The following is a 25624-nucleotide window of genomic DNA, read 5'->3' as shown; positions in this document are numbered from 1 at the left end:
ACATGAAAAAGAAATTAGAATCAGAATTAATAAGCATTGCGCATAGGATTCTAAAACTTACTGGCAAGGAGGATGTGAACCGAATGCACGAAGAGGTAGCACAACTATATGAAAAATTAACGGTTTTAAAGTTTGCTCAAGAGAATTTTGAAAATGATATGCCAACGATAGGAAATGATTCTTCGTTTTTCGATATGTTGGATACGGCGTTTAACAATAAAGTGAGCGATAATATTGAAATAGGGAACAAGACCTATGTCAATGTAGATGAGGTAGAAGATGATGGTATTATGGAACCTGTGATGGAAAAGATTAAAGATATGGTGGCGCAAATGCCAGGTGAAACGCGACAAGTCGATGTCATGATTGAAGAAGCCGTCACACAAGAAAAGCCAACAACAATAGAGTTTGAGACCATAAGCTCCGATTTTGCAGAAATACCAGAATTTGAACCTATAGAAGAGGCAAAAAAACGTGAAGCTGCCCAGGCAAAAAAGTCGTTGAACGATCAATTAAAGGGTAAGGCCTTACAAATCGGACTGAACGATAAATTAGCCTTTATTAAGCATTTATTCGAAGGGAAGAATGAAGATTACGACCGTGTTATTTCTCAAATTAATACAACGGATTCTTTAGCTGAAGCACAAAAGCTCATTAATGATATGGTTAAGCCAGACTACAATCAATGGGAAGGTAAAGAGGAGTACGAAGCGCGCTTTATCGAGATAGTAGAAGGGAAATTCAATTAATCCATGCGACTTAAGAAGCTTATTTACTGGATAACCACAGCCATGCTTTGTGGCACTATGTTGTTTTCTGCGACCATGTATTTTACTAAAACCGAGATGGTAAAAGGCTTCTTTGAAAGTTTTAACTATCCCACTTATATTGTTATCCCCTTAGCTGTTTTAAAAGTTTTGGGCGTAGTAATGATTTTATGGAGAGGCAGTAAATGGCTTACAGAATGGGCCTACGCTGGTTTTTTCTTTGATTTGGTTTTGGCAACTTTAGCCCATCATTATGCAGGTGATGATATTTTAGGGGCATCTCTTATTGGTTTAATTTTAATTTTTCCATCTTACTTTTTAGGGAAATATATTAGGGACTAGTTAATAGTTGATGTAAATATAGCCCTGTAATGGTCGTTCAAAACCATTGATTTCTAAAATATAAAAGTACGTCCCTACTGGTAGCGGATCTGATGAATTGGGGAATCCCATATTGGCCTTTCCGTCCCAAGAATTCATATAGTTATTGGCCTCGTATATTTGTGTACCATAGCGATTGAAAATTTTAATCACGTTATCTGGATAGCTTTCAATACAAGGAATGGTTAAAACATCATTTTCTCTGTCTCCATTGGGTGAAATCCCTTGAGGAATAGCCAAACAATTTGAAATTTCAACCCCAGCACTATCTTCATTATTTGAAGGGTCTCTATCCACTTCATTGAGACTATTTAGCATCGCAAGATTGTCTAAGTCATTTGAAGAAATCACACTTACAGATAAGCTCAAGGATTCGGAAATACCAGGCGCTAAACTAGGTAGCGACCAGCTAAACTCATTCGCATCAAAAGTGCCCGAACTGGTGGTGGCTGATATAAATTCATAACCTGTGGGTAGCAGGTCAATGATCTCAATGGCCGTGCCTAGAGTCGTGCCCATATTCATAGCTGTGATGGTAAAAATCACTTGTTCGCCTACAATAGCCTCGGTCGGTTCTACCGATTTTAAAATGGCAATGTCAACGTTAGAAGTGTCTACAATGACATTTAAACTGGCACTCGTCTGAGAGGTATCTAAATTATTGGTATCGCTTATATTTTGAGAATTGTTTAAATAGATTCCTGCAGTATCCGAAGTTACCATGACAGAAAAGGTGCAGCTTTCAACAGCATCGGGAAACGTAAGATCCGATACGCCCACAAAGGTGTCACCCATATTACCGCTAAATGTGGCTGTACAGCCATTAGCTTCAACCCAAGCGGGTGCTGAGGTTAGGGTAAGCCCTGCCGGCAGATTGTCCGTAAATGAAATACCATTTTGCGTAGGGCTGGAAGCCACATTAAAAATCGTAAAGATCAATTCGCTTTCATCACCTTCAAAAATGGTGTCTGGCAGAAAAAATTTATCGAGAACGGGCGAAACTATCTGTACACTATTAATAGAGATATTCGTATCTGGTGTCAATTCTTCATTGTCCTCTGGATTTGGGAATGCCTGTGCCACATTATTAAAGGCGCCACCAAAATCTGGTGCCGTCACAGGAATGCGAATGCTAATCGTAGAACCAGGCTCCATCATCGGGATGGTACCACTTATAATATTACCATCGACATTAAAACTTGAAATACATGTCGCACTACCTGCTGAAACTGTACAATTTGGGGTTCCAGAAACTGTAAAAACCGGGTTTAAGGTATTTTCAAAAAGGACATCAATAGCGCTGGCACTTGTTGTACTATTACTCACATCTACAATCCAGTCGAAGGAACCGCCTGTATCAACCTGAGTAAATTCTGGATAGGTTTGTACAATTAAATCAATGCAAGGGGCAAAAAAGGTTTTAACAAAGGCGACATTATTAGAAAAACTAACTTCATTGGCGTTATTCGCAAAGTTGACGCGTACGAAATTAAAACCGAAGAGTTCCTGGGTAGCGCATTCTGGTTGCCAATCGATGGTCACGGTAAAAGATACGGAGCTATTGGCGGGAAGTAACCAATTGTCTTCTGCAAGAATTTCCCAAAAGGTATCAAAACTACCATCTTCAGTCACTCCGTCAAAAGGCACTCCGATGTAGGCATTATTAATAGGCAGACAAGAGGCGTTACCTGTAGTTCCGGTACATTCAAGGTTAGTCAAAGTCGCGAGAATGGGTGCATCATCCGAACTAGGGACTGGCATGTGGTCTTGTATAAGAATAGCTTCATCTGTTTCACCAACGTTGGTCACCGTAATCTCATAGACCACTTCTCCCCATTGAGCAGTATCACCTGCGGTGCTACCTGTTGGTAAGACTGGACTGATTTGGGTTTTTGTTACCTGAAGATCAGATAGGCTGTTCTCATCACACAACTCTGCAGGGGGCAAGTTTAGGTTATTGGTGGATAAATCATTAGTGGGATCGGTATCGACGAGCTGAGAGTTTAAAATGTTAACGGCACCCCTAACAATGGCTTGAACGGCATTTTGGGTCGTGCTGCAAGGGGGCTCGGCAAACTGAAGTATTGTTTCTATAGTTATAGTTGTATTTGGTTGTAAGAGAAAATTACTACTTACCCAGATTTGACCATTATCCGATAATGTGAAGTCGTCGCAGGCAACAGGCCCAGTGGTTTCAATACAATTAAGTGAGATGATACTCCAAGGAATTGTAGGGGTTAGATTTTGAAGAAAGAAACGAATAGGTGCTTCGGAAGGCCCATTATTACACACTGTGGTTACTAAAGTAATATTTGAATCATATTGTAGGGGTTCGGAAACTTCAGGATCCACCTGTACGGTCTCAATGCATATATCGGTTAGAGGGCAAAGTTCCGCATTGATTAAATTGGTAGTCACATTATTAGAGTTGCTGGAGGATAGGTTTTCATGATTAAGACCTATAACGATAACACTCTCAACAGTAATGGGCGCCGGATTTGGCGAGCATGAAATATTAGAATAGCGATACACCAATTCAAAAGTGATGCTGCCACCAGACGTGACTTCAAAACTTTGTAATAAACTAAAAATAGACGGGGCAGCCGTGATATTTGATGCGTCAATAACACTCGACATGCTATTAAGGTTGCTTAAGTCTGGGCATAAGGTACCATTAGTGGCCCCAATACAATCGAGTGAGACAAATTCTGCAATAGGTTGACCATTATCAAAAGTCGATGAGAGTAGTAATTTCCCGTCAATACTGTCGATGGGGAAATCGATAGCACTATTATTTGTAACGGTAAATTGATAGGTCACCTCGTCTCCCCAATCATTTATGGCGGTTCCTGGAGTAGGTTGAATTTGGGTATGTGATACCACAAAATCAATAACAACGTCTAATACGTCGATTGAAATGATAGATTGATTATTACCAGTATTGGTGTCTGTTGTTCCTGGAGGAGGATTCACCGTACCGTTAGCCGCTATGCCACCGAGGTTGGTGGGTGCAGTCACTAAGACCAATAGCTCAACACTCGCGTTATTGGGCATATTTTCAATGGAGGCCGTTACTACATTTGCAGTGATCGCAATATTGCTAATATCGGATGCCCCGTTATTATTATTTTGGGAGCTAGAAGATATGATGCTTAACTCGTCGTCAAATGCTATAGAAATAGTAGCATTATTCACCGCATTACCAGAGTTGGAGATTGTGATGACATACTGAAAATCCTCATAAATGTCAACCTGGGATATGGTATTTCCGTCCAAGTCCTGCGCTTCAATGGCAATGGATAGATCTGTTGTTTGGGCTGATAACAAGCCCAAATTTAGACCCAAAAAGAGACAAAAACAGATTGATTTTAGCATGAGTTGGTATTTATCAGAAGATACAGAATTTTCTGAATGGTTGCGTAAAGAACTACAAAAGATTGTAAATTTGAGTTATAAGCAGGTCAACATGAAGTTATTTTTGGTGCCCACACCAATTGGGAATTTAAAGGATATAACCTTTAGAGCCGTTGAGGTTTTAAAGACCGTAGATTTAATCTTAGCCGAAGACACTAGAACCTCAGGAAAACTCTTAAAACATTTTGAAATTTCTACACCGATGCAAAGCCATCATATGCACAATGAGCATAAAATTGTAGAGGGCTTAATCGAGAAATTAAAATCAGGACTGACGATTGCAGTGATTAGCGATGCTGGCACTCCGGCCATTTCAGACCCTGGTTTTCTGTTGGTAAGAGCTTGTGTAGAACATGATATTGCCGTGGAATGCCTGCCAGGAGCTACCGCCTTTGTACCGGCATTGGTCAATAGTGGCCTACCGAACGATAAATTTGTGTTTGAGGGCTTTTTGCCTGTAAAAAAAGGACGCCAAACCCGACTACAACTATTAGCTGAAGAAACCCGAACCATGATTTTTTACGAAAGTCCGCATAAGTTGATCAAAACTTTAGGAAATTTCTGTGCGTATTTTGGGGAAGAGCGGCCTATTGCCGTTTCTAGAGAGTTGACCAAACTCTACGAAGAAACCATTAGAGGAACGGTCAAAGCAGTTTTAGAACATTATACACATAAGCCGCCGAAAGGAGAAATTGTGATTGTCGTTGGGGGTAAAAAATAAAAGTAATAATGGCTGAGTTGCACTATAAAATAGAAGATAGACCTCCTTTTAAAAAAGCAATTGTATATGCTTTTCAACATATACTTACGATGCTTGGTGGAACAGTTGCTGTGCCAGCAATCATAGCTTCACAACTTGGACTGACTGCTGGAGAAACAGCGTTGTTAATTTCTAATGTATTATTAGCCATGGGGATTGCCACTGCACTACAATCCTATTTTGGTAATAAGCTACCCATTATTCAAGGGAGTTCATTTGCTTTTATACCTTCAATACTTTTAATAATATCGCAAGGTCATGAAACACCTAAAGATGCACTGCAATATATCATGGGTGCTATTATTCTGGGTTCGCTTTTTCAAGTCATCATAGGATTTTTAGGATTAGCAGGTAGAATTCAGAGATTGTTAACTCCTACGGTTATTGGCCCAGTAGTTATGATGATTGGCCTATCTGTTTTTAGTGTAGCGACCAGTCAAGCAAGTACTTATTGGCCTATTGCAATTTTTACTATAGTTTTGATTTTTTTCTTTTCGTATGGAAAGCCTTTTTCAAACCCTAAAAAAAGGTTTTATATCATTAGTTCACTATCCATCTTAACATCAATTTTAATAGCTTATTTTTTAAGTGTGTTGTTAAGTGTTTTAGGGGTTTTTCATGAAGAGCACCCAGCAACAATACCGCTGCATAATCTTAATTTTGATGTTTTGAGAAGCAGCTTTCCTTTTTTTACTTGGGGAACCCCAAAATTTAGTTTTACCTATACATTGATAATTATCATTGCTTACTTTGTTTCCACTTTCGAATCTTTAGGCGATTATAATGCAGTTGCAGAAATTGCTGAATATGAGGATGAAGAGACTGGCTCCACAAAATTATCGGATAAAAAAATTAACCGAGGTATATTGTTTGAAGGGATTGGCTGTTTTATTGCAGGTCTAATAGGTGCTAACCCTACGACGTCTTATAGCGAAAATATTGGCTTAATAGGGATTTCTAAAGTGGCCTCAAGAAAGATTACTTTCTTGGGAGGACTTTTGTTGATAGTTCTTGGACTCATTCCCTTTTTTGGATCTTTTTTAAGCACCATTTCTACTCCAATTATGGGTGGATTATACTGTGTTCTATTTGGCATGATCATAGGAATCGGTGTTAAAATTACGGCTAAAAGTGACTTAACCGATATGCGAAATGTCTCTATTATAGGCTTTACCTTATTAATGGCATTTGGAATACCAGAATACATAAATGCTCCAGAGACGCAAAAAGCACTTTTTAATTATTCTGAAACGCTCAAGGATATAATTTCTGGAATTTTTGGCTCACAAATGGCAGTTGCAGCCTTTTTTGGCTTACTTTTAGATAGTTTGATTCCTCGGCTTAAAACGTAGTTTTAGTGTGCCAAACCCAATAGCCGTTGTTTCAAACTTTCCCGTTCTAAGAATGATTTTATGCCGAGTACATAAAGACTTGAATTTATATGAATAATAGATTTAGTCACCTCAAATTATAAGTATTTTTAATAGTAGACCAATGCAAGAATTGTTGAAAGACATCAGTCAATGCACCATTTGTAAAGGGCATTTACCTTTAGGCCCACGACCTGTAGTCACGGCACACCCCAACTCTAAAATCGTTATTGTTGGGCAAGCGCCGGGAACTAAAGTCCATGCATCTGGTATTCCCTGGGACGACCAAAGTGGTAAAAAATTAAGACAATGGTTGAATGTTACAGACGAACAATTTTACAATACCGAGAACTTTGCCATCGTCCCCATGGGCTTTTGTTATCCGGGTAAAGCTAAGACCGGAGATTTACCACCGCGACCCGAATGTGCACCACAATGGCACACACTATTATTCAATGGCATGCCAAATTTGGAAATGGTCATTCTAATTGGGGCCTATGCGCAGAACTATTATTTAGAAGATAAAAAAAACTTAACGGAGCGTGTTGGCGATTACAAAAGTTATTTGCCAAAGTATTTTCCCATTCCACATCCGTCACCCACCAATCGGTTTTGGCGTGCCAAAAACCCGTGGTTTGAAGCAGATATAATTCCGGTTTTACAAGAAATAATAAAAACTATATTAAAATAAAAAACCTCGCTAATTCACGAGGTTTAAACTTTAGATTTTATTTAGGATAATAACTAGTCCTTTTTCGTAGTTATAACAATTACACCATTAGGCGCATTGTATTTTTCTATAGCCTTTTCACCCTTTAAAACCTCCATTTTTTCTATTTGTTCTCCTTCTAGTTTATCTAATTCTCCTCGGTCAGATATTTTTCCATCAATAATTACAACTGGTTTTTTTAGATTTTTATTCTTTTCTTCTTTTACAGAAAAGCTCATTTTATTATTGGCTTTTGTAGTAATTAAAATCACTCCATTAGATGTGTTGTATAATGCTTTAGCTTCATCTCCTTTTAAAACATTAACTGATTCTATTTTACTTTGGTCTAATATATCCATTGAGAAATCAAATTTTTTCCCATTAACATAGATTAATGGTTTTTTATCTTCCTTAACCTCTACTCGCAGGGTTGTCGTATTATTTTTTTGTGCAAAAATGCTGAAGCTAATTACTAAAGCTATTAAAGTTAATGCGAATGCAATTTTTTTCATAGTATTTACTTTTAAGGGTTTACATTTATTCTGTTGTAGTATATATGGTTATCAAATCATCTTCAAAAACGATTTCTTGATTTGTTTTTTGTTCAGATTCCGAAAACATACTTTTGGCTTGTATTAATAAAGCCTCTTTTTCCCAGAGACTTTGAGTCTGTTCTTGCTGATTTATTTTGTATACTGCAAAAAATAATACCACTGCGGCAGCGGCAATCAAGGTTCTTTTTGCTAAACTATTTTTTGGTTTTATTTTTTTGTTAAAAGATGCCCAAAGTTGGTCATTGAAATCTTCTGTTGCTTTTGTTTTATTTTGTTTCTCATGAATTATCCAATCTGATAACGGAAAATCTAAGTCACATGAGTTTTTAAGTAAAAACTCTTCTTCCTCTAAAGAGGTTTGTCCGTTTTTATATCTATCAAAAATATCTTTAATATGCTCCTTTTTCATAATCATATGTTTTTAGAAGTACGCTACCTATTTGTTTTCTTGCCCTAGAAATTAAAACTCGCGCATGGGCTTGTTTGATATTTAATGCTGAGGCAATTTCTATAAAATCATAACCATCTATATCTCTCATTAGAAAAACTTCTTTTTGTTGCACAGGTAAAGTTTTTAAAATTTCTAATACAATTCTGTTAAGATCCTGCCACTCTAGATTGTTTTCATCTTTGGATGTTATAATTCTCAGATGACTTGCACAGCCAGATGGTTCAATTTTATTTTTCCTGAGAACATCTAAGCAATAATTACGAGCAGTTAAAAAAACAAAGCCACTAATATTTGGATGATTTTTGAGTTTTGACCTCTTTTGCCAGATCTTAATCATTATCTCTTGTATGGCATCTTCTGCCTTTTCATCAGAGCCTAAAATCCTCGAAACCATAGGAAATAGCTTTTCTGACAAAACAAAAACAGTATTTTTAAACTCTAATTTGGTCATCCTACTTTAATAACGTTATGGACGTAGAATGTATAACAGAAAAAGGTAATTATTTTTATCTAAGTAGTAAAAAACCTCACCATTTCTGGTAAGGTTTTGTTATAGTTATTGTAGGTGAACTTAATACTCTAATCAGCAATCTTAAGTGTATTCCCAGCAATCCAGGCCTTGTTTTCATCGCCATAATAGAGATAAGCGGTGCTAGCAGGAGCTTGATAATTGCCGGAAATATCGGCTTTTAAGTCTAACCTGAGAGTTTTGGTTTCTGAGGCTTTAAACGTTCTCCAATAGAACACTAAATAATTGTCAAACACCTCATAATAAGCTGCTTGATGTTCTTCAAGTATCTTTTTTAATTGCCAAGGTTGTGGAGTCGCTCCGGACGGAATGCCGATAATAGCGGTAATCATACCCAAAGGCTCTACTTTTGTATTAGATACAGAAATAGTAAAGCTTACATTATCACCAACAGCATAGTTGTTTTCAGCTATGGTGGTGCTGAGTTGTAAAGGACAAGCCTTAGAACTATCCGGTAAGGTACTGTCCCAATGGATATTTAAATTATAGGGGAAAGTTACTTTTGGGTTATTGAATTTGACAACGATAGTTTGTCTGCCCGATTTAAGATAAGATTCAAAATCGCTAATGGTAATTTTGCCATCATCTGAGCGTTGCAATTTTTTGCTTATGGATTTACCGTTAATGACTAAGGTAATCGCATCATTGTTGTCAATTATTTTTTGCTTTTGTTTTTTAGTGTAATTAATAAGTACTTTAAGGGCCATAGCCGTAGCCTGTGTAGAACCAAAACGATTGTTTCTACGCTGCTTTACCAAATAATCAATTCCTTTGGCGACCAAGGCTACATTTTCATTTTTATCATCCATTAGTGCTAATACCGCAAGGGCAGCAGTTTCAATTTGTTTTGAGTTGCCATAAGATCTCGTAATGGTATTGTCTACCGGTAGGTTTTTAAAACCGTAGCGCTCTATATTTTCTTCTATCATGTTGATAAGACTATCAAAGTTGTCACCCTTATTTAAGTTGCTACTTGCCATGGCTAGTAGTGCCATTTTATAGGTGTCCTTGCTTTTTACAGCGTCGCTATAAGCAGTATTATATTCTAACTTAAGGTCTGCGTCAATACCTGCTTCACTTAAGGTGTAAACAATATAGGCGTTAGCAACATCTGTTGGCGAACTTGCAAAACTATCATAACCTTTAGTACTCTTTTTAAAACCACCTTTGCCATCTTTTCTACTTAATAACCAATCTACAGTTCTGGTGATCATTTTATCACTCACGCCATTATAGACGTCTTTCATTTCGGTAAACTCCAAAATTCCGTAAGCGGTTAAGGTTTCGTGCGGAGGTGTGTGTCCAAACCATTCAAATCCACCTTCCGAAGTTTCAAAACTCACCAGTCGTTTATAGCCTTTTTTGATAAAATCTAAGGCTTTAGCTTCAATTTGTGGATTACTTTTGCCTGATTCCTTGAGGTATTTTAAGACCATAATATTAGGGTAGGTTGTCGATGAGGTTTGTTCAAAACAACCATAGGGTTGACGTATTAAAGACTCAATACCGTCCATAACATCTCCAACAATATCCGTGTAAATATTGAATTCTGTCTTTATGGTGTTTTTGACAGCATGGTTAATTTCAAACTCAAAGCTTTCTGCGTTTGAGCCTGATAAGGACAGTGATGTTGGAAAATAAGGGCTTAAAACCGTTACCTTCTTCTTTACGAGGTCTCTATAATTTTCAGATGTTGCTAAAACAGAGATTTCCAAATCTTCCCCTTTTTCTATCGGAATGACTTTTATTGGTCTTGTTATAGCGCTTTCGGGATCAATACGCACGACTTTGTCAAAAGATGACACTAATTTTAAGTGCTTTGGTAACTGAATTTTTAAGTTCGCTTTTATAGCTTTTGTAGTTTCGTTTGTAATGGTAATAGGTAATGCTATGGTATCATTTAGTACCATATAATTAGGTGTTTTAAAGTCGACATTTAATAGCTTCTTTGTGGCGTATAAGGTGTCCGATTTACCGACGAGACCATTAAAACCAATGCCTTCTGCTGTAATGTGAAATGAAGTCACGGCATCAGAGTTATAAAATTCAAGCTCTGCAATCCCATCGCTATTGGTTTGAACTACGGGGTTCCAATATATGGTTTGTCTAAAATCCGTTCGTTCTTCGGGTAATTGAGCTCCGTCATATTTCGGCATATAGAAATGTCTTGGTGTATCTGTATAGATAGGGCTATAGTTGTAAAATTGTTTAACGGCGTAATTGTTATATTTTTTATTATTAAGTCGTTTTACGGCACCGCTTCCGTAATAATTAGCTCCGTGTTTTGTACTAATAAGGATAACGCCATTAGCGCCTCTGGATCCATAAATACTTGTTGCTGCAGCATCTTTTAATACGGTAACATTTTCTACCTGTTGAGGATTGATATCCCCTAAAGCCGATTGCTCATAGGGGACACCATCGACCACAACTAAAGGTTGGTTATTACCAGACCTTGAGCCAAAACCTCTAATCCTTACTATGGGCGCATTTCCCGGTTGCCCTGATGCATTGGTGACTTTGACACCTGCAACTTCTCCGGCTAATGCATTTATTATGGAATTACCATTTACAGAGATATCTTCTGCGGTTACAACAGATACGGATCCTGTGAGAAGGGCTTTTCTGGTCATGCTGTAGCCAACCACAACCACCTCATCCAGATTATTCTTATCCTCGCCTAGACCTATAGAGACTAGAGCTTTCTGCTTAATTTTTTCTTTTAAGGGTTTTTCATTTTTCTTAAAGGTTTTAAAACCATCGTTGTTTTCAGGATGCTTTGTTTTGGTCTGATGGTTATAGTTCGCTTTTTTTAGCTCGGTTTTTTCAATGGTAACACGATCGCCATTGTCTTTGTAAGCCAATAATGTGAGGATGTAATCTTTGTTAAACTTAAAAGCAAATGACCCATCTTCTTCGGTATCAAAAACTAAAACCTTATTTCCTTTATTGTCAAAAAGCAGTAAATGGGCTTGGGTTGGTTTCCCTTTTTTGTCTAAAACGACACCAGTTTGTAAAGCACTTTTTTCGGGGAGAAATTGTGCATTTTTATGGGTAACGGTTGGTGTTTGGATATAATCTCGCCAACCATGGGTGAGCATCACGTAATCCATGGCTTTCTCAGATTTTTGTTCCTTAGGATTGAGATAGAACTCAGGTTTGTGGAGCTTACCTTTTAGTTCTGATGACACCAATAAATAGGATAAAATATGGTCCTGTTTGTCATCTGCAAAGGATAATAACTTGTTGTCCGCAACGGCTATGGATAGGTTTGCCGGAATAGGGTTTTTTTGATGGTCAAAGGTTTTTACGGTGAGTTTTACTTTTTCTCTGGTATCATAAATGTCTTTGTCTAGAGATAAGTTGATATTGAGTTTTTTGTGAGGATTTAAAAACACTAAGCGCTCTGCAAAAGTGCTACCGTACTCATTTTTAATACTGAATTTAGTAATGCCGATAGGTAAATCTCTAGTTGTCAACACCACCTTTTTTTGATTTCCCACCTTCTTTTTTAGAAGTGTACCAGTAGCGTTTGATACTTCTAGAAATAATGCTGTGGCGTAGGTCGAAAAAATATCCAGCTGCGTGTTTAGACTATCGGTAGAAACGGAAAACCGCACACCATTTTCATAAACCTTAGGGAGTGGTATGGGCGCTTCTGACATAAATGGCTCAGTAATTCTAGCATAATAGGATTTCCCTATTTTGGGATTAAAACTAAAGCTACCCATGCCATCATGAAAGCTTTCAAAATCGGCTACCACCACATTGGCATCGGATAGAATTTCTCCCTTAAGATCTACCGGTTTTCCAAATTCATTGAGGGCTTTAAAGGCGACTGCATTGGTCGTACCTGCCACAATTTTTCCACTCTCAGGCAAAAATTGAAGATCAATAGTGTTTAAAACTACGGGCACCGCTCTGGATATGGATTCTGTTGTGCCTTTATGTTCGACCAAAACATTTAAAACCACATCTGCTGTTTCTAAATTATCAGGCAGATTAAAGGTAGGTTTGGCTTTACCATCTTTATCCGTTATTACAACGTCATTAATGATAGGCGTTCCTTTTACACTGACCTTATAGGTCACTTTGGTATTGGCGATGGGATTGTTTTTTAAGTCTTTGACCTCAAAATTTGAGATGACTTTAGATGACTTTCCATAGCCTTCTTTTTCAAATTTCAGGTTGAGCAAAAGTTTGGGCTTTACGATTTTTTGCACTGTAATTTTTTTCGTGAAAAAGCTGTCATCCCCGTAATTGTTCATCCAATTGGTATAACACTTCAGGGTATAAATACCACCGACCCAATCTTTATTAATATCAAATTGCCCATAGGTATAGCCCTGCTTTACATTTAACCGTAAAGATTTAACGATGGCTCCTTTTGGTGAAATCAATTCGGCATGCATAATATCACTAATGGTAGAAATGGTATGATCAGTATCTACTATATAAGATTTAAACCAAATGGTTTCGCCAGGGAAATAGAAAGGTCTATCGGTCTGCGTATAGATTTTCTCTAATGGATTATGAAGTGCTTTATAAGCTTTGAAGGATACTAAGGTCAAAAGACAAAAACTGATGACCATTAGAAGTTTAGTATAATGTAGAATGTGTCGTCTCATAGCAATTATATTTTTATGTTGGCTTTAACCCCAATCTCAGAGATTAATGGTGTATTGAAAAAGTTGAGGTTATGCCCAGAATTCGTATCAAAAAGTGATGCATAAGGAGAGGCTCCTCTGTATTTGGTTATCGTAAAAAGGTTATGTGCATAGATGCCGATCTCAAATTTTCTAAAAAAGGTATCGTAGTCGTTATTAGCAAAATCATAGGACAGCTCTACAGTTCTCAGGTTGAGATAGCTGGCATCTTCAATGGCGTCTTCTGCCACACCACTAAACCCATAGCGCACAAATCGGTTGTTTTCGATACCATTTTCAGGATTGTAAAAATCTACGGGAATGGTATTGCTGTTACCTTGCGCATCGACCCCAGCGAAGATAAAATCTGTAATACCCCTTTGGTCGGCCGATTGTTGCGAAGTGCCAAAATAGTTGAGGACATTTTGTGTACCGTTCCACACATCTCCCCCTTTTTGATAATCGAAAGTGAATGTAAACTCTAAGTTTTTCCATCTCAAGCGATTTGAAAATCCTAGTGTAAAATCTGGAATGGGGTCTCCGATGATTTGTTGTTCTGCATCAACTACTGGAAACCCGTCGGCATCAATGATGATGTTATTGTTAGTGTCTCGTGCATAGGCCGAACCCACAATAACTCCAGCAGATTCGCCCACAATAAGATTTTTAGAAACATTTTGAAAACCTGCAATTGGAATGCGATTTTGGTCGCTGTTCAATTTTTTAACTTCATTGCTATTGGTCATAAAGCTCAGTGAGCTATTCCAGTGTAGTTTTTCAAACGATTTTGAGACTTCTAATTGTAACTCTAGACCTCTGTTGGTTATATCAGCAATATTTTGAAGTTGAAACGCACCATCCTCTAAAACCGGGAATACACTGCCTTCAGTTGTTGAACTAAAATAACTTGCTAGGAAGTCCCAACTTGAATTTAAAAAGTAAAACCCTAAATCGAGATTAAAGGCATAATCATGCTTTTCTTCAAGGGCGATATTCTCATTGATGAACAAGTCAATATTACTCGTATAACTTAGACTTTCAGTAGGTAATAATTGTAGGCTATTATGACTTTGATTATTGTAGAACAATGGCATCTCATTAATGCCAAAAGCACTGTGAGCACTTAATATAATATCGTGAAAGTCATAGACGTGTAAAAAATCATTCAAATCGATCTTTAAGGTCGAAGCCGGTAAGAACAACATATTTTTCTGGATCGATGAGATATAGGTTGTATTGTTAAATCTGATTTCGGTATCCCCAGAATAGGACAAACCGATAACCTGGTTGAGTTGTAATACGTTTCTGTTAATTCGATTGCTTATTGAAGTGGTAGTATCTGGGTTTGAGAAGGAAAAGGCGTCAAAGCCCTCGTATTCATTAAACAGGTAGTCTAAATGCTCGTTTCTAAATCTTGTAATAGAACGCGCTTCAATGTGATACTTGCCTAAGTGTTTTTCATAGCTTAAGTCTAGCGATGCATTAAAACTGTGGTGTTTGATATTTTTCTTGCTTAAATAACCATTTTCAAAGCCAACGGTATTGGTGACCAATCCAAATTGCTGCTCATTATGATTGGTTTTATAATTCAACTGACTGTCAAAATCCAAATCATCAGTGATTTCAAACTTGTTTTGCAGACTTAGCACAAACAATTCATTAGTATCAGAGTTTCTATTGTTTCGAAATAACCAGTTGGGATTGTTATAGTTGGTTGGGCTAAAACTACGTTGACTCTGGTCTGCAAGAACAGAGCCTTGTGCGTTGGAAAACGATACCGGAGTTATCCAAGTATTTAAGAGTAGATTATTAGTAAATCCATTAATATTGGGTTGGTTATTAACCGATTTGCTGTATTTGGCTAAGCTTATCCAAGTCAATTTACGCTTGTAGTGATGCTTATTGTCAAAATTTAATATAAGATCATCTCTCTTATTGCGATTGCGACCAAAATTATCCTCTGTATTTTTATGACTGTAATCGATACCAGCTGTCCAAAGATCGGTGCCAAGGTTAAAATAGACATTAGTAAGCCTATTAATAGCGGTGCTTAATATGGAATTTGTATACGCATTAGCAGGGCTGCCATTACCTGAGCCTATCGGGACGAGTTTACCATTAGTATCGAAACTATAATCGGTTCCGTCGTACTCTAAAGTACTGAGATGTGGCCCATAAGAGAGGGGGTTTCCTGTTTCTGGTCCAAGAAATACAAGGGAACCATTTTCAGCAGCTCCTTGACTAAAAGACCTTTGTAATTCAGGGAGATTATTGTTTTTAACAAACTGAAAACTCAAGTTAGAATTTGTACCGACTTCAAAATAAATATCAGGACTAAAATAAGTGAGGTCTACCTCCTCTGAATCGATATTTATAGCTTTTATGCGCGAAAGTGCGTTAATATCTTTTTTGTTATAATTATGCTTAGCATCATCAATGGCAGGGGTTTTAAAATTTTGCTTTTCTATGGAATTTAAGGCCTCATTATAGGCCTCATTTTCTATAGGCTTCACAGGAATCAGTTTTACTTGGTTTTGCTGCGTTTTACCAAACATGTTAGGGGTGACTGTGATTTCTTTGGGAGTCATACCTATATAACTGATGACCAAGACATCTCCCACATGGCATTTAATAGTATACTTTCCGTCAAAATCGGTTTGCACACCATAAGATGTACCTTTTATCGTAATTGAGGCTCCGGGAAGTGGCAATCCGTCCGAATCTGTTGTAAGGGTTCCTGTTATAATTCCTTCTTGTGCTAGGCTTAGAAGCGGAAATAAAAAAAGGAAAAGATGTATTTTAAATGAGGTCTTATACATAAGTACAAATGTTGGTTGCATCAAATGTATAGTTGAAAGCGATGACCTAAAATAGAGAATGAGTGAACGCTTAGGTTGAGTGAGTATAGTACGTAAATGTAAGAAGCTATCTCAAAACCAATAATAGCTGTCATTCTGAACTTGTTTCAGAATTTCATTATGTTGTTTTTCAGTGTTTTATGAAGCCTTGAAACAGTCCAAGGTGACAAAATTGTACTTTTGAGACAGCTTCTTGATACTTAAGGAATCGTATAATTTTTTAAAACAAACTAAAGTACTTAGCAGCTTCTTCTGGGTTGGCTTTTACATCGACTCGTTTTATTTCCTTTCCATCGTCATTAAGCTCAAGAATATAAAACCTATCATTTTCTTCAATTCTTTGCAGATACATTTTTGTACTACCATCTTCGTTAAAGAACTTCATGGTTTCATAAGCATCATAATTAGACGATACCTTTTCCGAATATAACTTTCCCTCTCTTAAATTCTGAGTGATTGTTCTACTGTCTTTGATAAAAGATTGAGACACAATATGCCCAAGGATATTAAACGTTAAGGTCTCTATACGTTCGCCGTCTTCATACTTTGCTTCAGACCGTACTTTGCCATTGTCATAATAACTGTATTGAGTGCCATCCAAAACATCATTTCTGTAATTATTTTTCTTGGATAACTTACCTAAGGGTGTATAGATTAATTCTTCACCTTGTAGTTTCCCATTGCTATATTTTGAATGCGAAGACATCTCACCATTTGGATGAAAAATAATATAGTCACCGTTTAACAGCCCTTTCTTAAATTCAAATTCCTCCCACTTGGTAACTTCATTACCTACAACATAATAACCATCCATTAAGGCTTTGGTTTTATTAAGGTAATAGTAGTTGAGACCATTGTAGCTGTTAACGGTATAGCCGTTGCGTTCTATAAAGGTGAACGCATCGTCTTTTTTGGTATTGGAATCGGACTTACAGCCCGAAAAAAAGATGAGGATTAGTAGTAATAAAGGACAATATTTGAGGCGCATATACGGCTTATTAATATTGACTACCATTATGCTTTCCTTTTTCCCAACCGTGCTTGCCTAAGTATTGGTCCGCACTTTCAACTGCCCCAGTTTCAATATCGGTACCCATAGAATCGTTCCAACGGTTCAAATACCCAAATAAAGAAATGACACCCAACATCTCAACAATTTCGCCTTCATCCCAATGTTCGTATAAACGTTTTTTAATATCGGCATCTACGGCATTTGGTACCAAAGAGGCTGCGAGGCTAAAATCTAAAGCCGCACGTTCGGCTTCAGAAAAGGCAGGATGTGTTCTATAATCCCATATATTATCCAATTGTTCTTGTTCGGCGCCATAGCGTTCAGCCGCTCTTATCGCATGAGCCTGGCAATATCGACACCCTGTAGAATTACTACTCACCCAAGCAATCATACGTTTTAATGCCGAAGTCACGCGGCCTTCGTTGGCCATCACCGCCTTATTTAAATTGATAAAGGCCTTACTAATGGCAGGTCTGCGCTGCATGGTTAAAACCGAATTTGGACAAAACCCCAAGGTTTCATTAAAGAATTCGGCCAATTCTTTGGTTTCTAAATCGTGTTCTGGAGATAAAGGTGTTACTAATGCCATTTTTAAGTGCTTAAAGTTTTGAGTGTCTAAAGTACTTAAAGTCCATGGTCAATACAAACTTAAGTTTAATATACATTATCTATTTTTTACTTATTAACTTTAGGGACTTTAAGTACTTCTAACTTTTAAACTTTAAAAATGGCAGATAAAATTGTAACACATTGGAAAGGGGGATTAACCTTTGAATCGGATAATCCAAGTGGTAAAACCGTCATCATGGATACTGATATTGAAGGTCAGGATGAGCGCTATGGCTTGTCACCTAAAGCTATGATGTTGTCTTCTTTAGCGGGTTGTTCTGCTTTAGATGTCATTTCCATCTTGGATAAAATGAATGAAGCTATTGATGATTTTAAAATTGAAGTGGTTGGAGAACTCACTGATGAGCATCCCAGATACTACCATACGGTTGAAGTAGAATACCATTTTTACGGGACTGACTTAAACAAGAAGAAATGCGAGCGTGCCGTTAACCTCTCGGTAGACAAGTATTGTGGCGTTATGGAAATGTTCAAACGTTTTGCGGAGGTAAAAACAAATATTGTCTATCACATAGGGACAAAGCGGAATGTTTGATTTTTCTACAGATTACATACTAGAAGATCATGTCGTTTGTTTGAAGCCTTTAAAATTAGCTCATGTAAATGACCTGTTGGATATTGCAAATGAACCTAATATATGGGACTACTCCTTTATTAAAGGAAATGGATTAGAAAACCTAAGGTCATATATTAAGTCAGCCATAGAGGCCCGAAAAGATAAAAATGAATATCCTTTTTTAGTAGTAGATAAAAGAACAAATGAAGTTGCCGGATGTACGCGGTTTTGTAAGATTAGCTTAGATCTAAAAAACACTAGATTAGGGTATACCTGGTATGGGAAAAAGTTTCAAGGAACAGGGTTAAATAAGCACTGCAAATTTTTAATGTTTGATTTTGCTTTTAATACGATGGAAATGTACCACATAGGCCTTGGAGCTTATGAAGAAAATTTAAGAAGTATAGCAGCCATGAAAAGTGTTGGATGTACCGTAGAAGGAAGGTTTAGGAAAGCCCTTCCCAGTCCGAATAGCAATGGGAGAAGTGATGCCATTTTATTAAGCATTTTACGCGATGAGTGGCTAAGTTCAAAGAGAGAAATGTTAAAAGGAAAATTGATTAATTAATGCGTTGGATACTGAAGCCAAAACCAGAACCTTCGAAAGTTGAAGCTTTACAAAAAGCCCTTCAGGTTGATGCTATTGTTGCCACATTATTGTTGCAACGCGGTATTGATACTTATGATGCCGCTAAAGCCTTCTTTAGACCGAGTTTGGATGATTTGCACGATCCCTTCTTAATGAAAGACATGGATAAAGCGGTCGCTAGAATCGAAACTGCGCTTCTTCAAAATGAAAATATTTTAGTGTATGGGGATTATGATGTGGATGGTACCACATCTGTGGCTTTAGTATCGTCTTATTTAAAAACACGAACCGGTAACATTGCAACCTATATTCCTGATCGTTATGATGAAGGTTATGGCATCTCATATAAGGGCATTGATTTTGCTCACGACAACGACTTTTCTTTAATCATTGCCTTAGACTGTGGGATTAAGGCTATTGATAAGGTGACCTATGCCAAAGAAAAGGGGATCGATTTTATCATTTGCGACCACCATAGGCCTGGAGACGAATTACCTGATGCAGAAGCTGTTTTAGATCCAAAACGTCAGGATTGTGACTATCCGTTTAAGGAGCTTTGTGGCTGCGGAGTAGGGTTTAAGCTCGTCACAGCTTTGGGCAGTAAAGTGGGACTGGCCATTGAGGATTTAGTAGATTATCTCGATTTGGTAGCTACGGCCATTGGTGCGGATATTGTACCTATTGTAGGTGAAAATAGAGCACTGGCTTATTTTGGCTTACAGGTCATTAATAGTCATCCTCGATCAGGTATGAAGGCCATTATTGCTGGAGTAAAGAAAGAACAATTGACCATTACCGATGTGGTCTTCATCATAGCACCGCGCATCAATGCTGCGGGACGAATGAAACATGGGAATCATGCCGTCACGCTCTTGACAGAAACGGATTTTAACCTTGCTGCCGAGTATGCGGTGGATATCGACCAGTTTAATTCAGACCGCCGAGAAGCAGATAAGCAGATTACGGAGGAAGCCTTGATCCAGATTATAGACCATAACGAACAAGACCGATTTACCACTGTGGTTTACGATGAGAACTGGCATAAGGGCGTCATTGGAATTGTGGCATCGCGCTTAACGGAAACCTATTACAGACCTACCTTGGTATTTACAAAAAGTGGCGATCGACTAGCAGCCTCGGCACGTTCGGTCAAAGGGTTTGATGTATACAATGCTTTGGAAGCCTGTTCGGAATACATCGAGCAGTTTGGAGGCCACAAATATGCAGCGGGTTTAACCTTGCTGCCCGAAAATTATGAAGCGTTTAAGGCCAAATTCGAGAGTGTGGTAAAGGCAACCATCGACCCAAAATTATTGACACCAGAATTAAAGGTGGACATGCAAATCGACCTCAATCAAATCGATCACAAATTGTTTCGAATTCTTAGACAGTTTGGTCCCTTTGGCCCAGGAAATATGACTCCTGTGTTTATGACACAGCATGTAAAAGACACGGGTTGGGGAAAATGTGTTGGAGAAGATGATAAGCATCTGCGATTTACGGCAACACAGTCTTTTGCCGACCAACTGGTATGTATAGGCTTTGGTTTAGGCGATAAAATTAACTTGATCAAGAACCAGCGTCCTTTTGAGATGGCCTATACCATTGACGAAAATCATTGGAATGGTACGGTGAGTTTGCAATTGAAATTAAAAGATATTAAAGCTTAAATTTTTTGACAAAAAACGATCCATACGCAGCACTACGATTTAAGGAATTCAATATTTTCCTATTGTTGCGATTTGCCCTTGTGTTTGGTTGGTCGATGCAATTTGTTGTGATTGAATGGCAAGTCTATGCCTTAACAGAAAATCCGTTATCGCTAGGGATCATTGGACTTTGCGAGTTTCTACCAGCCTTTTTCCTAGCACCTTTTGCAGGATACATTGTTGATAAAAAGGAAAAGCGCAATTTATTCACGCTTTGTATTGCTCTGTTCTCTTTGATCAGCTTTGGCTTATTCTGGTTGACTTCTGAAACTGTTGAATCAACTTGGGAAACCAACAGCATTCTATTTGGCATTTACGGATTGGTATTTTTTGGGGGCGTACTCAGAGCTTTTTTTGGACCGACCATATTTTCATTGATCGCTTTGCTCGTTCCGAAAGCTGTGTATCCTAATGCCGCGACTTGGAGCAGCAGTACTTGGAAGGGAGCTAATGTGTTTGGGGCCTTATGCGGCGGATTTTTAATTGCATGGATAGGAGTGCACTACACCCTAGGTATTATATTTCTATTGGTGATGATAGCCTTGGCATTGGTTTTACAAATCACGCAGAAACCTATTTTAAATAAAGCCACCAACGAATCTATAAAAGAGAGTTTAAAGTCTGGAATTAAGTTTGTGTTTAACGATAAGGTAATTTTAGGCGCACTGACACTAGATATGATTGCCGTTTTATTTGGCGGTGCTGTGGCGATTTTTGCAGTATTTGCAAAAGATATTCTAGATGCTGGACCGAAGGGGTTTGGTATTTTAAATGCCGCATTGTCTTCGGGTAGTATTGTTATGATGCTTGCCACGACATATATTCCCATTACAAAAAATACGGGTAAAAAATTACTGGTTTCTGTTTTTGGATTTGGGATCTGTATGATCATTTTTGGAGCTTCAAAATTAATGTGGCTTAGTGTAGTGGCCTTATTCTTTTCTGGTGTTTTTGATGGGATCTCGATGGTGGTACGCCAAACCATCTTACAGTTGAAGACTCCAGACGAAATGCGAGGACGTGTTGGTGCCGTCAATTCCATGTTCGTAGGATCGTCAAATGAGCTAGGTGCATTAGAGAGTGGTATTGCAGCTAAGATTTTCGGTGCACCTTTGGCCGTCGTCCTTGGTGGCACGGTTACCCTTTTAGTCGTTATAGTTATGGGCCTTAGAAATAAACCCTTACGGGAATTGGATTTACAGCAAGATATAGAAGATCATTACGAAGAAGTAAAGGTTTAGTAGGCTTTAAGCTGAAACTCGTCCCCATCAAAAACACCATAGGTATAGTAGGAAATCCAATCGCCTAAGTTGATATACTTTGAAGTATCGCTAAGCTCAATTTCTAAGGGTAAGTGTCGATGGCCAAAAATAAAAAAGTCGCGATGTTTTTCTTGGAGCTTGCGTTTGCTGTAAACCGCTAACCATTCGTTGTCCTCACCCAAAAATGTGGCATCGTCGTCACCAGAAATCAGCTTGTTCTTTACGGACAAGTATTGGGCAATTCTAACACCAATATCCGGATGTAACCAACGGAAGAGCCATTTAAAAAAAGGATTGGTAAAGACTTTTTTCATGCGTTTATAGCCTTTATCACCAGGGCCTAGGCCATCACCATGCCCAATAAAAAAAGAGGTGCTGGTCACTGGGGCTTTGGAAGTGACGGAAGCGGTTTCGAGGGCCTCAGTCGCTACAGAACATGTAAATTCCTGTGGTTTATGGTATACAGGAATACCCAATTCGTCTTCAAAATAGCCATTCATCCATAAATCATGATTACCCACAAAATAATAAATGGGAATACCCGAATCGCTAATTTCCGCTAACTTACCGAGAGTTCGGGTAAAACCTTTTGGAACCACGGTTTTATATTCAAACCAAAAATCGAATAAATCACCGATCAAAAAGATGGCGGCAGCATCTTCTTTAATCTCATCTAACCAAGACACAAATTTCTTTTCACGAGGTCTAGAGGCTGCCATAGTTGGAGCCCCAAGATGATTATCTGAAGCAAAATAAATCTTTTTTCCAGAGGGTATTTCTATGTGGTGATTGTTACTCATTGTCACTGGCATACCACTCAGCAAAACTGGTAGCCGTTTCTCGAAGTTTTAAGGAATGCAATTTTATGTTGTTTGGTAAGCGTCGTTTTATTTTTTCCGCAAAGTCAATGATCATCATTTCTGTGGTAGGCTGATAATCCACTAAAATGATATGATGACCACGATTTTTTAAATCATTAGCTAACTCCAGATGTGGTGTGTTTTTATTGAAAATCATGGCATGGTCAAAAACGTCGACGATTTCGTCTTTCACAATTTTTTTCAAATCTCCAAAATCGATCACCATACCAAACTTCACATTTGTAGTATCCGCAATTGGAGTACCAATCACAGTTACATACAAGTGATAGCTGTGGCCATGTAAGTTTTTACACTTACCGTCATAACCATAAAGCGCGTGCCCAGCTTCAAATGAAAATTGTTTTGTAATGCGTATGTTGCTCATTAACGTCTTCTATTTCTATTGTAAAAGTAGATGATAATTAGTACAATTGCTAAAACTAAAAAGAGTGTATTTCCCACCTTATTCGTCTTTTATTCTGTTTTTATTATATCTGTAAATCGCATAGGCGATAATGACCAATACTACAAATGGTAAGAGCTTACCAATGAAAACACCAATAGCATAGCTGTCATCTGGCGCGTCCTTTAGTTTTTGGTCTATATCAACCTCTTGTAATACGTAAATAAGTGCTCTAATCAATGCTTTTATACTTAACTATCGATTTATGGGCCAAATTTACGTGTTTTGGGCAAGGGATTTAAATGTTTTTCTGAATTTTATGATTAGTGGTAGTCCACGAGCAATGATCCACAGTGTAAATGCGATAAAGACGCCATACAATTTATAGTCCATGAGATCGGTCCAAAAAATCACAGGAATAAATACCAATAGTGTTGAAAATAATAGAACATTTCTAAGGTATTGCATCATGCCCAAGCCTTTAAAAACACCGTCAAAAATAAAGGCCAAAGCACATAAAGGTTGCATGGCCAAAATGATCCAGAACACCTTGTAAAACTCATCTAAAACGGCCTTGTCGTCTGTAAAGATGCGTCCTATGGGATGGTAAAGTAGCGCGCCAATACCACCAATGATTAGGCCTACAACAACACCATACCTTATGAGTTTATTACTTAATGCGATAAGGCTGCCATAGTTTTTAGCTCCGAACAGTTTGCCCGACAAGATATTACCAGCGCTTGCATAACCATCAATAAGAAAGGCACCCAAAAACCAGAGATTAATGGCGATGGTGTATGCCGCAATATAGGTTGTTCCATATTTTGTGGCATAGCTCGTGCCGAAGTATAGAGCCACGTTTAGCGCTATGGTTCTGATGAATAGATTGACAATCATCAATATAAAACGCTTAATTTCTGGATTGAACGGAAATCTGACCAATAAAGGGATATCTGTTTTTTTAAGCATATAGTACACGGAAAGCAACGCCATAATAACTTGTGCAATAACGCTGGCATAAGCTGCGCCCTTGATATGCATGGCAGGAATAAATCCCTCAATGCCATAAACCAAAGCAATATCGAGCACGATATTGGCTATGGCTCCTGAAATGGCAATAAGCATGGGGTGATAGGTGTTTTGAAGCCCTCTAAAGGTGCCGAAAACCGCTATAGTAAATAAGGTAAACGGAAAGCCAAAGACGCGGATTTGGTAATAATCCACACTGTAGTTGAGAATGAGATCCGAAGCGTTATAGAGTTTAAAAATCTGGGCGGCAAACGGATAGGTTGCCAATATGATTAAAACGCTCAATGAGGTGATGATAAACATGGCTTGCGCAGGAAGGTTCTTAACTTCACTCAGTTTATCGGCTCCCAAATACTGTGACACAATCGAGGAAATGGCGCTCCGTGTTTGTCCTAATACCCAAATGAGCATGGATAAAAATGTGGTAACAATCCCAACAGCTGCTAGGGATTCGGTAGCATCATAATCCATATTACCGATAATCGCGGCATCCGTCAATGATAAAATAGGCTCGGATACACCAGAAATTAAAGCTGGTATAGCTAGTTTATTGATGTGTTTTAAGGTGATGCTAGTTGTGCTCAAAGGACCAATTCGTAACAATAAAAAGGGTATTCACTCTGTTTAGGGAAGTAAATATCTCCTAATCGTTTATAGCCGCGAAGTTCGTAAAACTTTTGGTTTCTTTTGTTCTGGGAAAAGGTGTCTAATCTTATGGAACTATAGCCATTATCTATAGCGAATTGTTCGGCAAAATCCATCAGCCCTCGTGCATAACCTTGGCCCTGTAGTTCGGGATGTATGGCGACACGATGAATATAGATGTTGTTTTTGTTTTCAGTGAGCCATTTCGCTGGACTATAAACCTCGTCCATAAATGTAGAAATCACAATAGTACCCTTGACTTGTCCGTCTATGTCTAGCACGTACAGTTCATCTCGCTTAACATCCGTTTCAAAAGCCTGGGCATTGGGATAATAGTCATTCCATTGATAGATGCCTTGAGCTATCATGGCTTTGGCACAAGCCTTGGTTAAATCCATGATTGATTCTATATCTTCTAAATTCCCTTTTCGTATCATTTATAATGTGTACTTTTGCCCTTAAGCCCATAATGCGCATTTAGCAGATACTA

At 38.0% G+C, this 25624-nt stretch carries 22 protein-coding genes; 9 read left to right on the top strand and 13 right to left on the bottom strand.

What is annotated here, in order from left to right:
* Positions 1 to 2 precede the first annotated feature (2 nt).
* Together ACO052_RS03040 and ACO052_RS03035 are read left to right on the top strand one after the other, a co-directional pair.
* On the top strand, positions 3 to 749 hold the full coding sequence (locus ACO052_RS03040; RefSeq protein WP_422106544.1) for a hypothetical protein: 747 nt from the start codon (positions 3 to 5) through the stop codon (positions 747 to 749).
* Between the two features lie 3 nt (positions 750 to 752).
* Positions 753 to 1109 (top strand): DoxX family protein, encoded by a 357-nt coding sequence (locus ACO052_RS03035; RefSeq protein ID WP_422106543.1) that lies wholly within the window; start codon positions 753 to 755, stop codon positions 1107 to 1109.
* Here ACO052_RS03035 and ACO052_RS03030 read toward each other — a convergent pair whose 3' ends face one another.
* A complete protein-coding gene (locus ACO052_RS03030; protein ID WP_422106542.1) occupies positions 1110 to 4523 on the bottom strand; it encodes a gliding motility-associated C-terminal domain-containing protein in 3414 nt (1137 codons plus the stop codon).
* Positions 4524 to 4614: 91 nt separating this feature from the next.
* Here ACO052_RS03030 and rsmI point away from each other — a divergent pair, with 91 nt between their 5' ends.
* The 3 genes from rsmI (at position 4615) to ACO052_RS03015 (ending at position 7383) form a co-directional block, all read left to right on the top strand.
* Positions 4615 to 5283: a 16S rRNA (cytidine(1402)-2'-O)-methyltransferase gene (gene rsmI, locus ACO052_RS03025; RefSeq protein WP_422108033.1), complete on the top strand. Its 669-nt coding sequence runs from the start codon at positions 4615 to 4617 to the stop codon at positions 5281 to 5283.
* Positions 5284 to 5291: 8 nt separating this feature from the next.
* Positions 5292 to 6674, top strand: a complete 1383-nt coding sequence (locus ACO052_RS03020; protein ID WP_422106541.1) for a uracil-xanthine permease family protein — start codon at positions 5292 to 5294, stop codon at positions 6672 to 6674.
* Positions 6675 to 6816: 142 nt separating this feature from the next.
* Positions 6817 to 7383, top strand: coding sequence for a uracil-DNA glycosylase family protein (locus ACO052_RS03015; protein WP_422106540.1), 567 nt, complete (start codon positions 6817 to 6819; stop codon positions 7381 to 7383).
* Positions 7384 to 7436: 53 nt separating this feature from the next.
* Here ACO052_RS03015 and ACO052_RS03010 read toward each other — a convergent pair whose 3' ends face one another.
* From ACO052_RS03010 to ACO052_RS02980, 7 genes are all read right to left on the bottom strand, one after another.
* Complete coding sequence (locus tag ACO052_RS03010; protein WP_422106539.1) at positions 7437 to 7913, bottom strand: hypothetical protein; 477 nt, start codon at positions 7911 to 7913, stop codon at positions 7437 to 7439.
* 25 nt (positions 7914 to 7938) lie between these two features.
* The gene (locus ACO052_RS03005) at positions 7939 to 8364 is read right to left on the bottom strand and encodes a hypothetical protein (protein WP_422106538.1); all 426 of its coding nucleotides are present in this window, start codon (positions 8362 to 8364) and stop codon (positions 7939 to 7941) included.
* Positions 8345 to 8857: an RNA polymerase sigma factor gene (locus ACO052_RS03000; RefSeq protein WP_422106537.1), complete on the bottom strand. Its 513-nt coding sequence runs from the start codon at positions 8855 to 8857 to the stop codon at positions 8345 to 8347. Before ACO052_RS03000 ends, ACO052_RS03005 begins: the two co-directional genes overlap by 20 nt.
* 128 nt (positions 8858 to 8985) lie before the next feature.
* Complete coding sequence (locus ACO052_RS02995; RefSeq protein WP_422106536.1) at positions 8986 to 13563, bottom strand: TonB-dependent receptor plug domain-containing protein; 4578 nt, start codon at positions 13561 to 13563, stop codon at positions 8986 to 8988.
* A 5-nt stretch (positions 13564 to 13568) separates the two neighbouring features.
* The gene (locus tag ACO052_RS02990; RefSeq protein ID WP_422106535.1) at positions 13569 to 16421 is read right to left on the bottom strand and encodes a carboxypeptidase-like regulatory domain-containing protein; all 2853 of its coding nucleotides are present in this window, start codon (positions 16419 to 16421) and stop codon (positions 13569 to 13571) included.
* A 238-nt stretch (positions 16422 to 16659) separates the two neighbouring features.
* On the bottom strand, positions 16660 to 17427 hold the full coding sequence (locus ACO052_RS02985) for a toxin-antitoxin system YwqK family antitoxin (RefSeq protein ID WP_422106534.1): 768 nt from the start codon (positions 17425 to 17427) through the stop codon (positions 16660 to 16662).
* Positions 17428 to 17437: 10 nt separating this feature from the next.
* Positions 17438 to 18040: a carboxymuconolactone decarboxylase family protein gene (locus tag ACO052_RS02980; protein WP_422106533.1), complete on the bottom strand. Its 603-nt coding sequence runs from the start codon at positions 18038 to 18040 to the stop codon at positions 17438 to 17440.
* A 138-nt stretch (positions 18041 to 18178) separates the two neighbouring features.
* Between ACO052_RS02980 and ACO052_RS02975 the strand changes: the two genes are divergently transcribed.
* The 4 genes from ACO052_RS02975 to ACO052_RS02960 are packed head-to-tail and all read left to right on the top strand — an operon-like array spanning position 18179 to position 22176.
* Complete coding sequence (locus ACO052_RS02975; protein ID WP_422106532.1) at positions 18179 to 18616, top strand: OsmC family protein; 438 nt, start codon at positions 18179 to 18181, stop codon at positions 18614 to 18616.
* Entirely contained in the window at positions 18609 to 19205 is a 597-nt protein-coding gene (locus tag ACO052_RS02970; protein ID WP_422106531.1) for a GNAT family N-acetyltransferase, read from the top strand. The genes ACO052_RS02975 and ACO052_RS02970 overlap by 8 nt, the downstream gene beginning before the upstream one ends.
* Positions 19205 to 20896, top strand: coding sequence for a single-stranded-DNA-specific exonuclease RecJ (gene recJ, locus ACO052_RS02965; RefSeq protein WP_422106530.1), 1692 nt, complete (start codon positions 19205 to 19207; stop codon positions 20894 to 20896). Before ACO052_RS02970 ends, recJ begins: the two co-directional genes overlap by 1 nt.
* 5 nt (positions 20897 to 20901) lie before the next feature.
* Entirely contained in the window at positions 20902 to 22176 is a 1275-nt protein-coding gene (locus ACO052_RS02960; RefSeq protein WP_422106529.1) for an MFS transporter, read from the top strand.
* Here ACO052_RS02960 and ACO052_RS02955 read toward each other — a convergent pair.
* From ACO052_RS02955 to ACO052_RS02935, 5 genes are all read right to left on the bottom strand, one after another.
* Complete coding sequence (locus ACO052_RS02955) at positions 22173 to 22979, bottom strand: UDP-2,3-diacylglucosamine diphosphatase (RefSeq protein WP_422108032.1); 807 nt, start codon at positions 22977 to 22979, stop codon at positions 22173 to 22175. The genes ACO052_RS02960 and ACO052_RS02955 overlap by 4 nt on opposite strands.
* Positions 22980 to 22989: 10 nt before the next feature.
* A complete protein-coding gene (locus ACO052_RS02950) occupies positions 22990 to 23442 on the bottom strand; it encodes a 6-pyruvoyl trahydropterin synthase family protein (RefSeq protein ID WP_422106528.1) in 453 nt (150 codons plus the stop codon).
* A 78-nt stretch (positions 23443 to 23520) separates the two neighbouring features.
* Positions 23521 to 23700, bottom strand: a complete 180-nt coding sequence (locus tag ACO052_RS02945; protein ID WP_422106527.1) for a hypothetical protein — start codon at positions 23698 to 23700, stop codon at positions 23521 to 23523.
* Positions 23701 to 23736: 36 nt separating this feature from the next.
* The gene (locus tag ACO052_RS02940) at positions 23737 to 25074 is read right to left on the bottom strand and encodes an MATE family efflux transporter (protein WP_422106526.1); all 1338 of its coding nucleotides are present in this window, start codon (positions 25072 to 25074) and stop codon (positions 23737 to 23739) included.
* Positions 25071 to 25571: a GNAT family N-acetyltransferase gene (locus ACO052_RS02935; RefSeq protein ID WP_422106525.1), complete on the bottom strand. Its 501-nt coding sequence runs from the start codon at positions 25569 to 25571 to the stop codon at positions 25071 to 25073. The genes ACO052_RS02940 and ACO052_RS02935 overlap by 4 nt, the downstream gene beginning before the upstream one ends.
* Between the last annotated feature and the right edge of the window lie 53 nt (positions 25572 to 25624).

It is taken from the genome of Winogradskyella sp., from assembly GCF_965228925.1.
Taxonomy (GTDB): Bacteria; Bacteroidota; Bacteroidia; order Flavobacteriales; family Flavobacteriaceae; genus Winogradskyella.
The sequence above is the reverse complement of the archived record's forward strand: the minus strand, read 5'-3'. Positions and strand labels throughout refer to the sequence as shown.

Coding starts and splice junctions, on each gene's coding strand:
- ACO052_RS02980 (WP_422106533.1), bottom strand. CDS start 18,040: ATGGCATTAGTAACACCTTTATCTCCAGAACACGATTTAGAAACCAAA.
- recJ (WP_422106530.1), top strand. CDS start 19,205: ATGCGTTGGATACTGAAGCCAAAACCAGAACCTTCGAAAGTTGAAGCT.
- ACO052_RS02995 (WP_422106536.1), bottom strand. CDS start 13,563: ATGAGACGACACATTCTACATTATACTAAACTTCTAATGGTCATCAGT.
- ACO052_RS03000 (WP_422106537.1), bottom strand. CDS start 8,857: ATGACCAAATTAGAGTTTAAAAATACTGTTTTTGTTTTGTCAGAAAAG.
- ACO052_RS03040 (WP_422106544.1), top strand. CDS start 3: ATGAAAAAGAAATTAGAATCAGAATTAATAAGCATTGCGCATAGGATT.
- rsmI (WP_422108033.1), top strand. CDS start 4,615: ATGAAGTTATTTTTGGTGCCCACACCAATTGGGAATTTAAAGGATATA.
- ACO052_RS03035 (WP_422106543.1), top strand. CDS start 753: ATGCGACTTAAGAAGCTTATTTACTGGATAACCACAGCCATGCTTTGT.
- ACO052_RS03015 (WP_422106540.1), top strand. CDS start 6,817: ATGCAAGAATTGTTGAAAGACATCAGTCAATGCACCATTTGTAAAGGG.
- ACO052_RS02970 (WP_422106531.1), top strand. CDS start 18,609: ATGTTTGATTTTTCTACAGATTACATACTAGAAGATCATGTCGTTTGT.
- ACO052_RS02975 (WP_422106532.1), top strand. CDS start 18,179: ATGGCAGATAAAATTGTAACACATTGGAAAGGGGGATTAACCTTTGAA.
- ACO052_RS02950 (WP_422106528.1), bottom strand. CDS start 23,442: ATGAGCAACATACGCATTACAAAACAATTTTCATTTGAAGCTGGGCAC.
- ACO052_RS02990 (WP_422106535.1), bottom strand. CDS start 16,421: ATGCAACCAACATTTGTACTTATGTATAAGACCTCATTTAAAATACAT.
- ACO052_RS03030 (WP_422106542.1), bottom strand. CDS start 4,523: ATGCTAAAATCAATCTGTTTTTGTCTCTTTTTGGGTCTAAATTTGGGC.
- ACO052_RS02985 (WP_422106534.1), bottom strand. CDS start 17,427: ATGCGCCTCAAATATTGTCCTTTATTACTACTAATCCTCATCTTTTTT.
- ACO052_RS03020 (WP_422106541.1), top strand. CDS start 5,292: ATGGCTGAGTTGCACTATAAAATAGAAGATAGACCTCCTTTTAAAAAA.
- ACO052_RS03010 (WP_422106539.1), bottom strand. CDS start 7,913: ATGAAAAAAATTGCATTCGCATTAACTTTAATAGCTTTAGTAATTAGC.
- ACO052_RS02935 (WP_422106525.1), bottom strand. CDS start 25,571: ATGATACGAAAAGGGAATTTAGAAGATATAGAATCAATCATGGATTTA.
- ACO052_RS03005 (WP_422106538.1), bottom strand. CDS start 8,364: ATGAAAAAGGAGCATATTAAAGATATTTTTGATAGATATAAAAACGGA.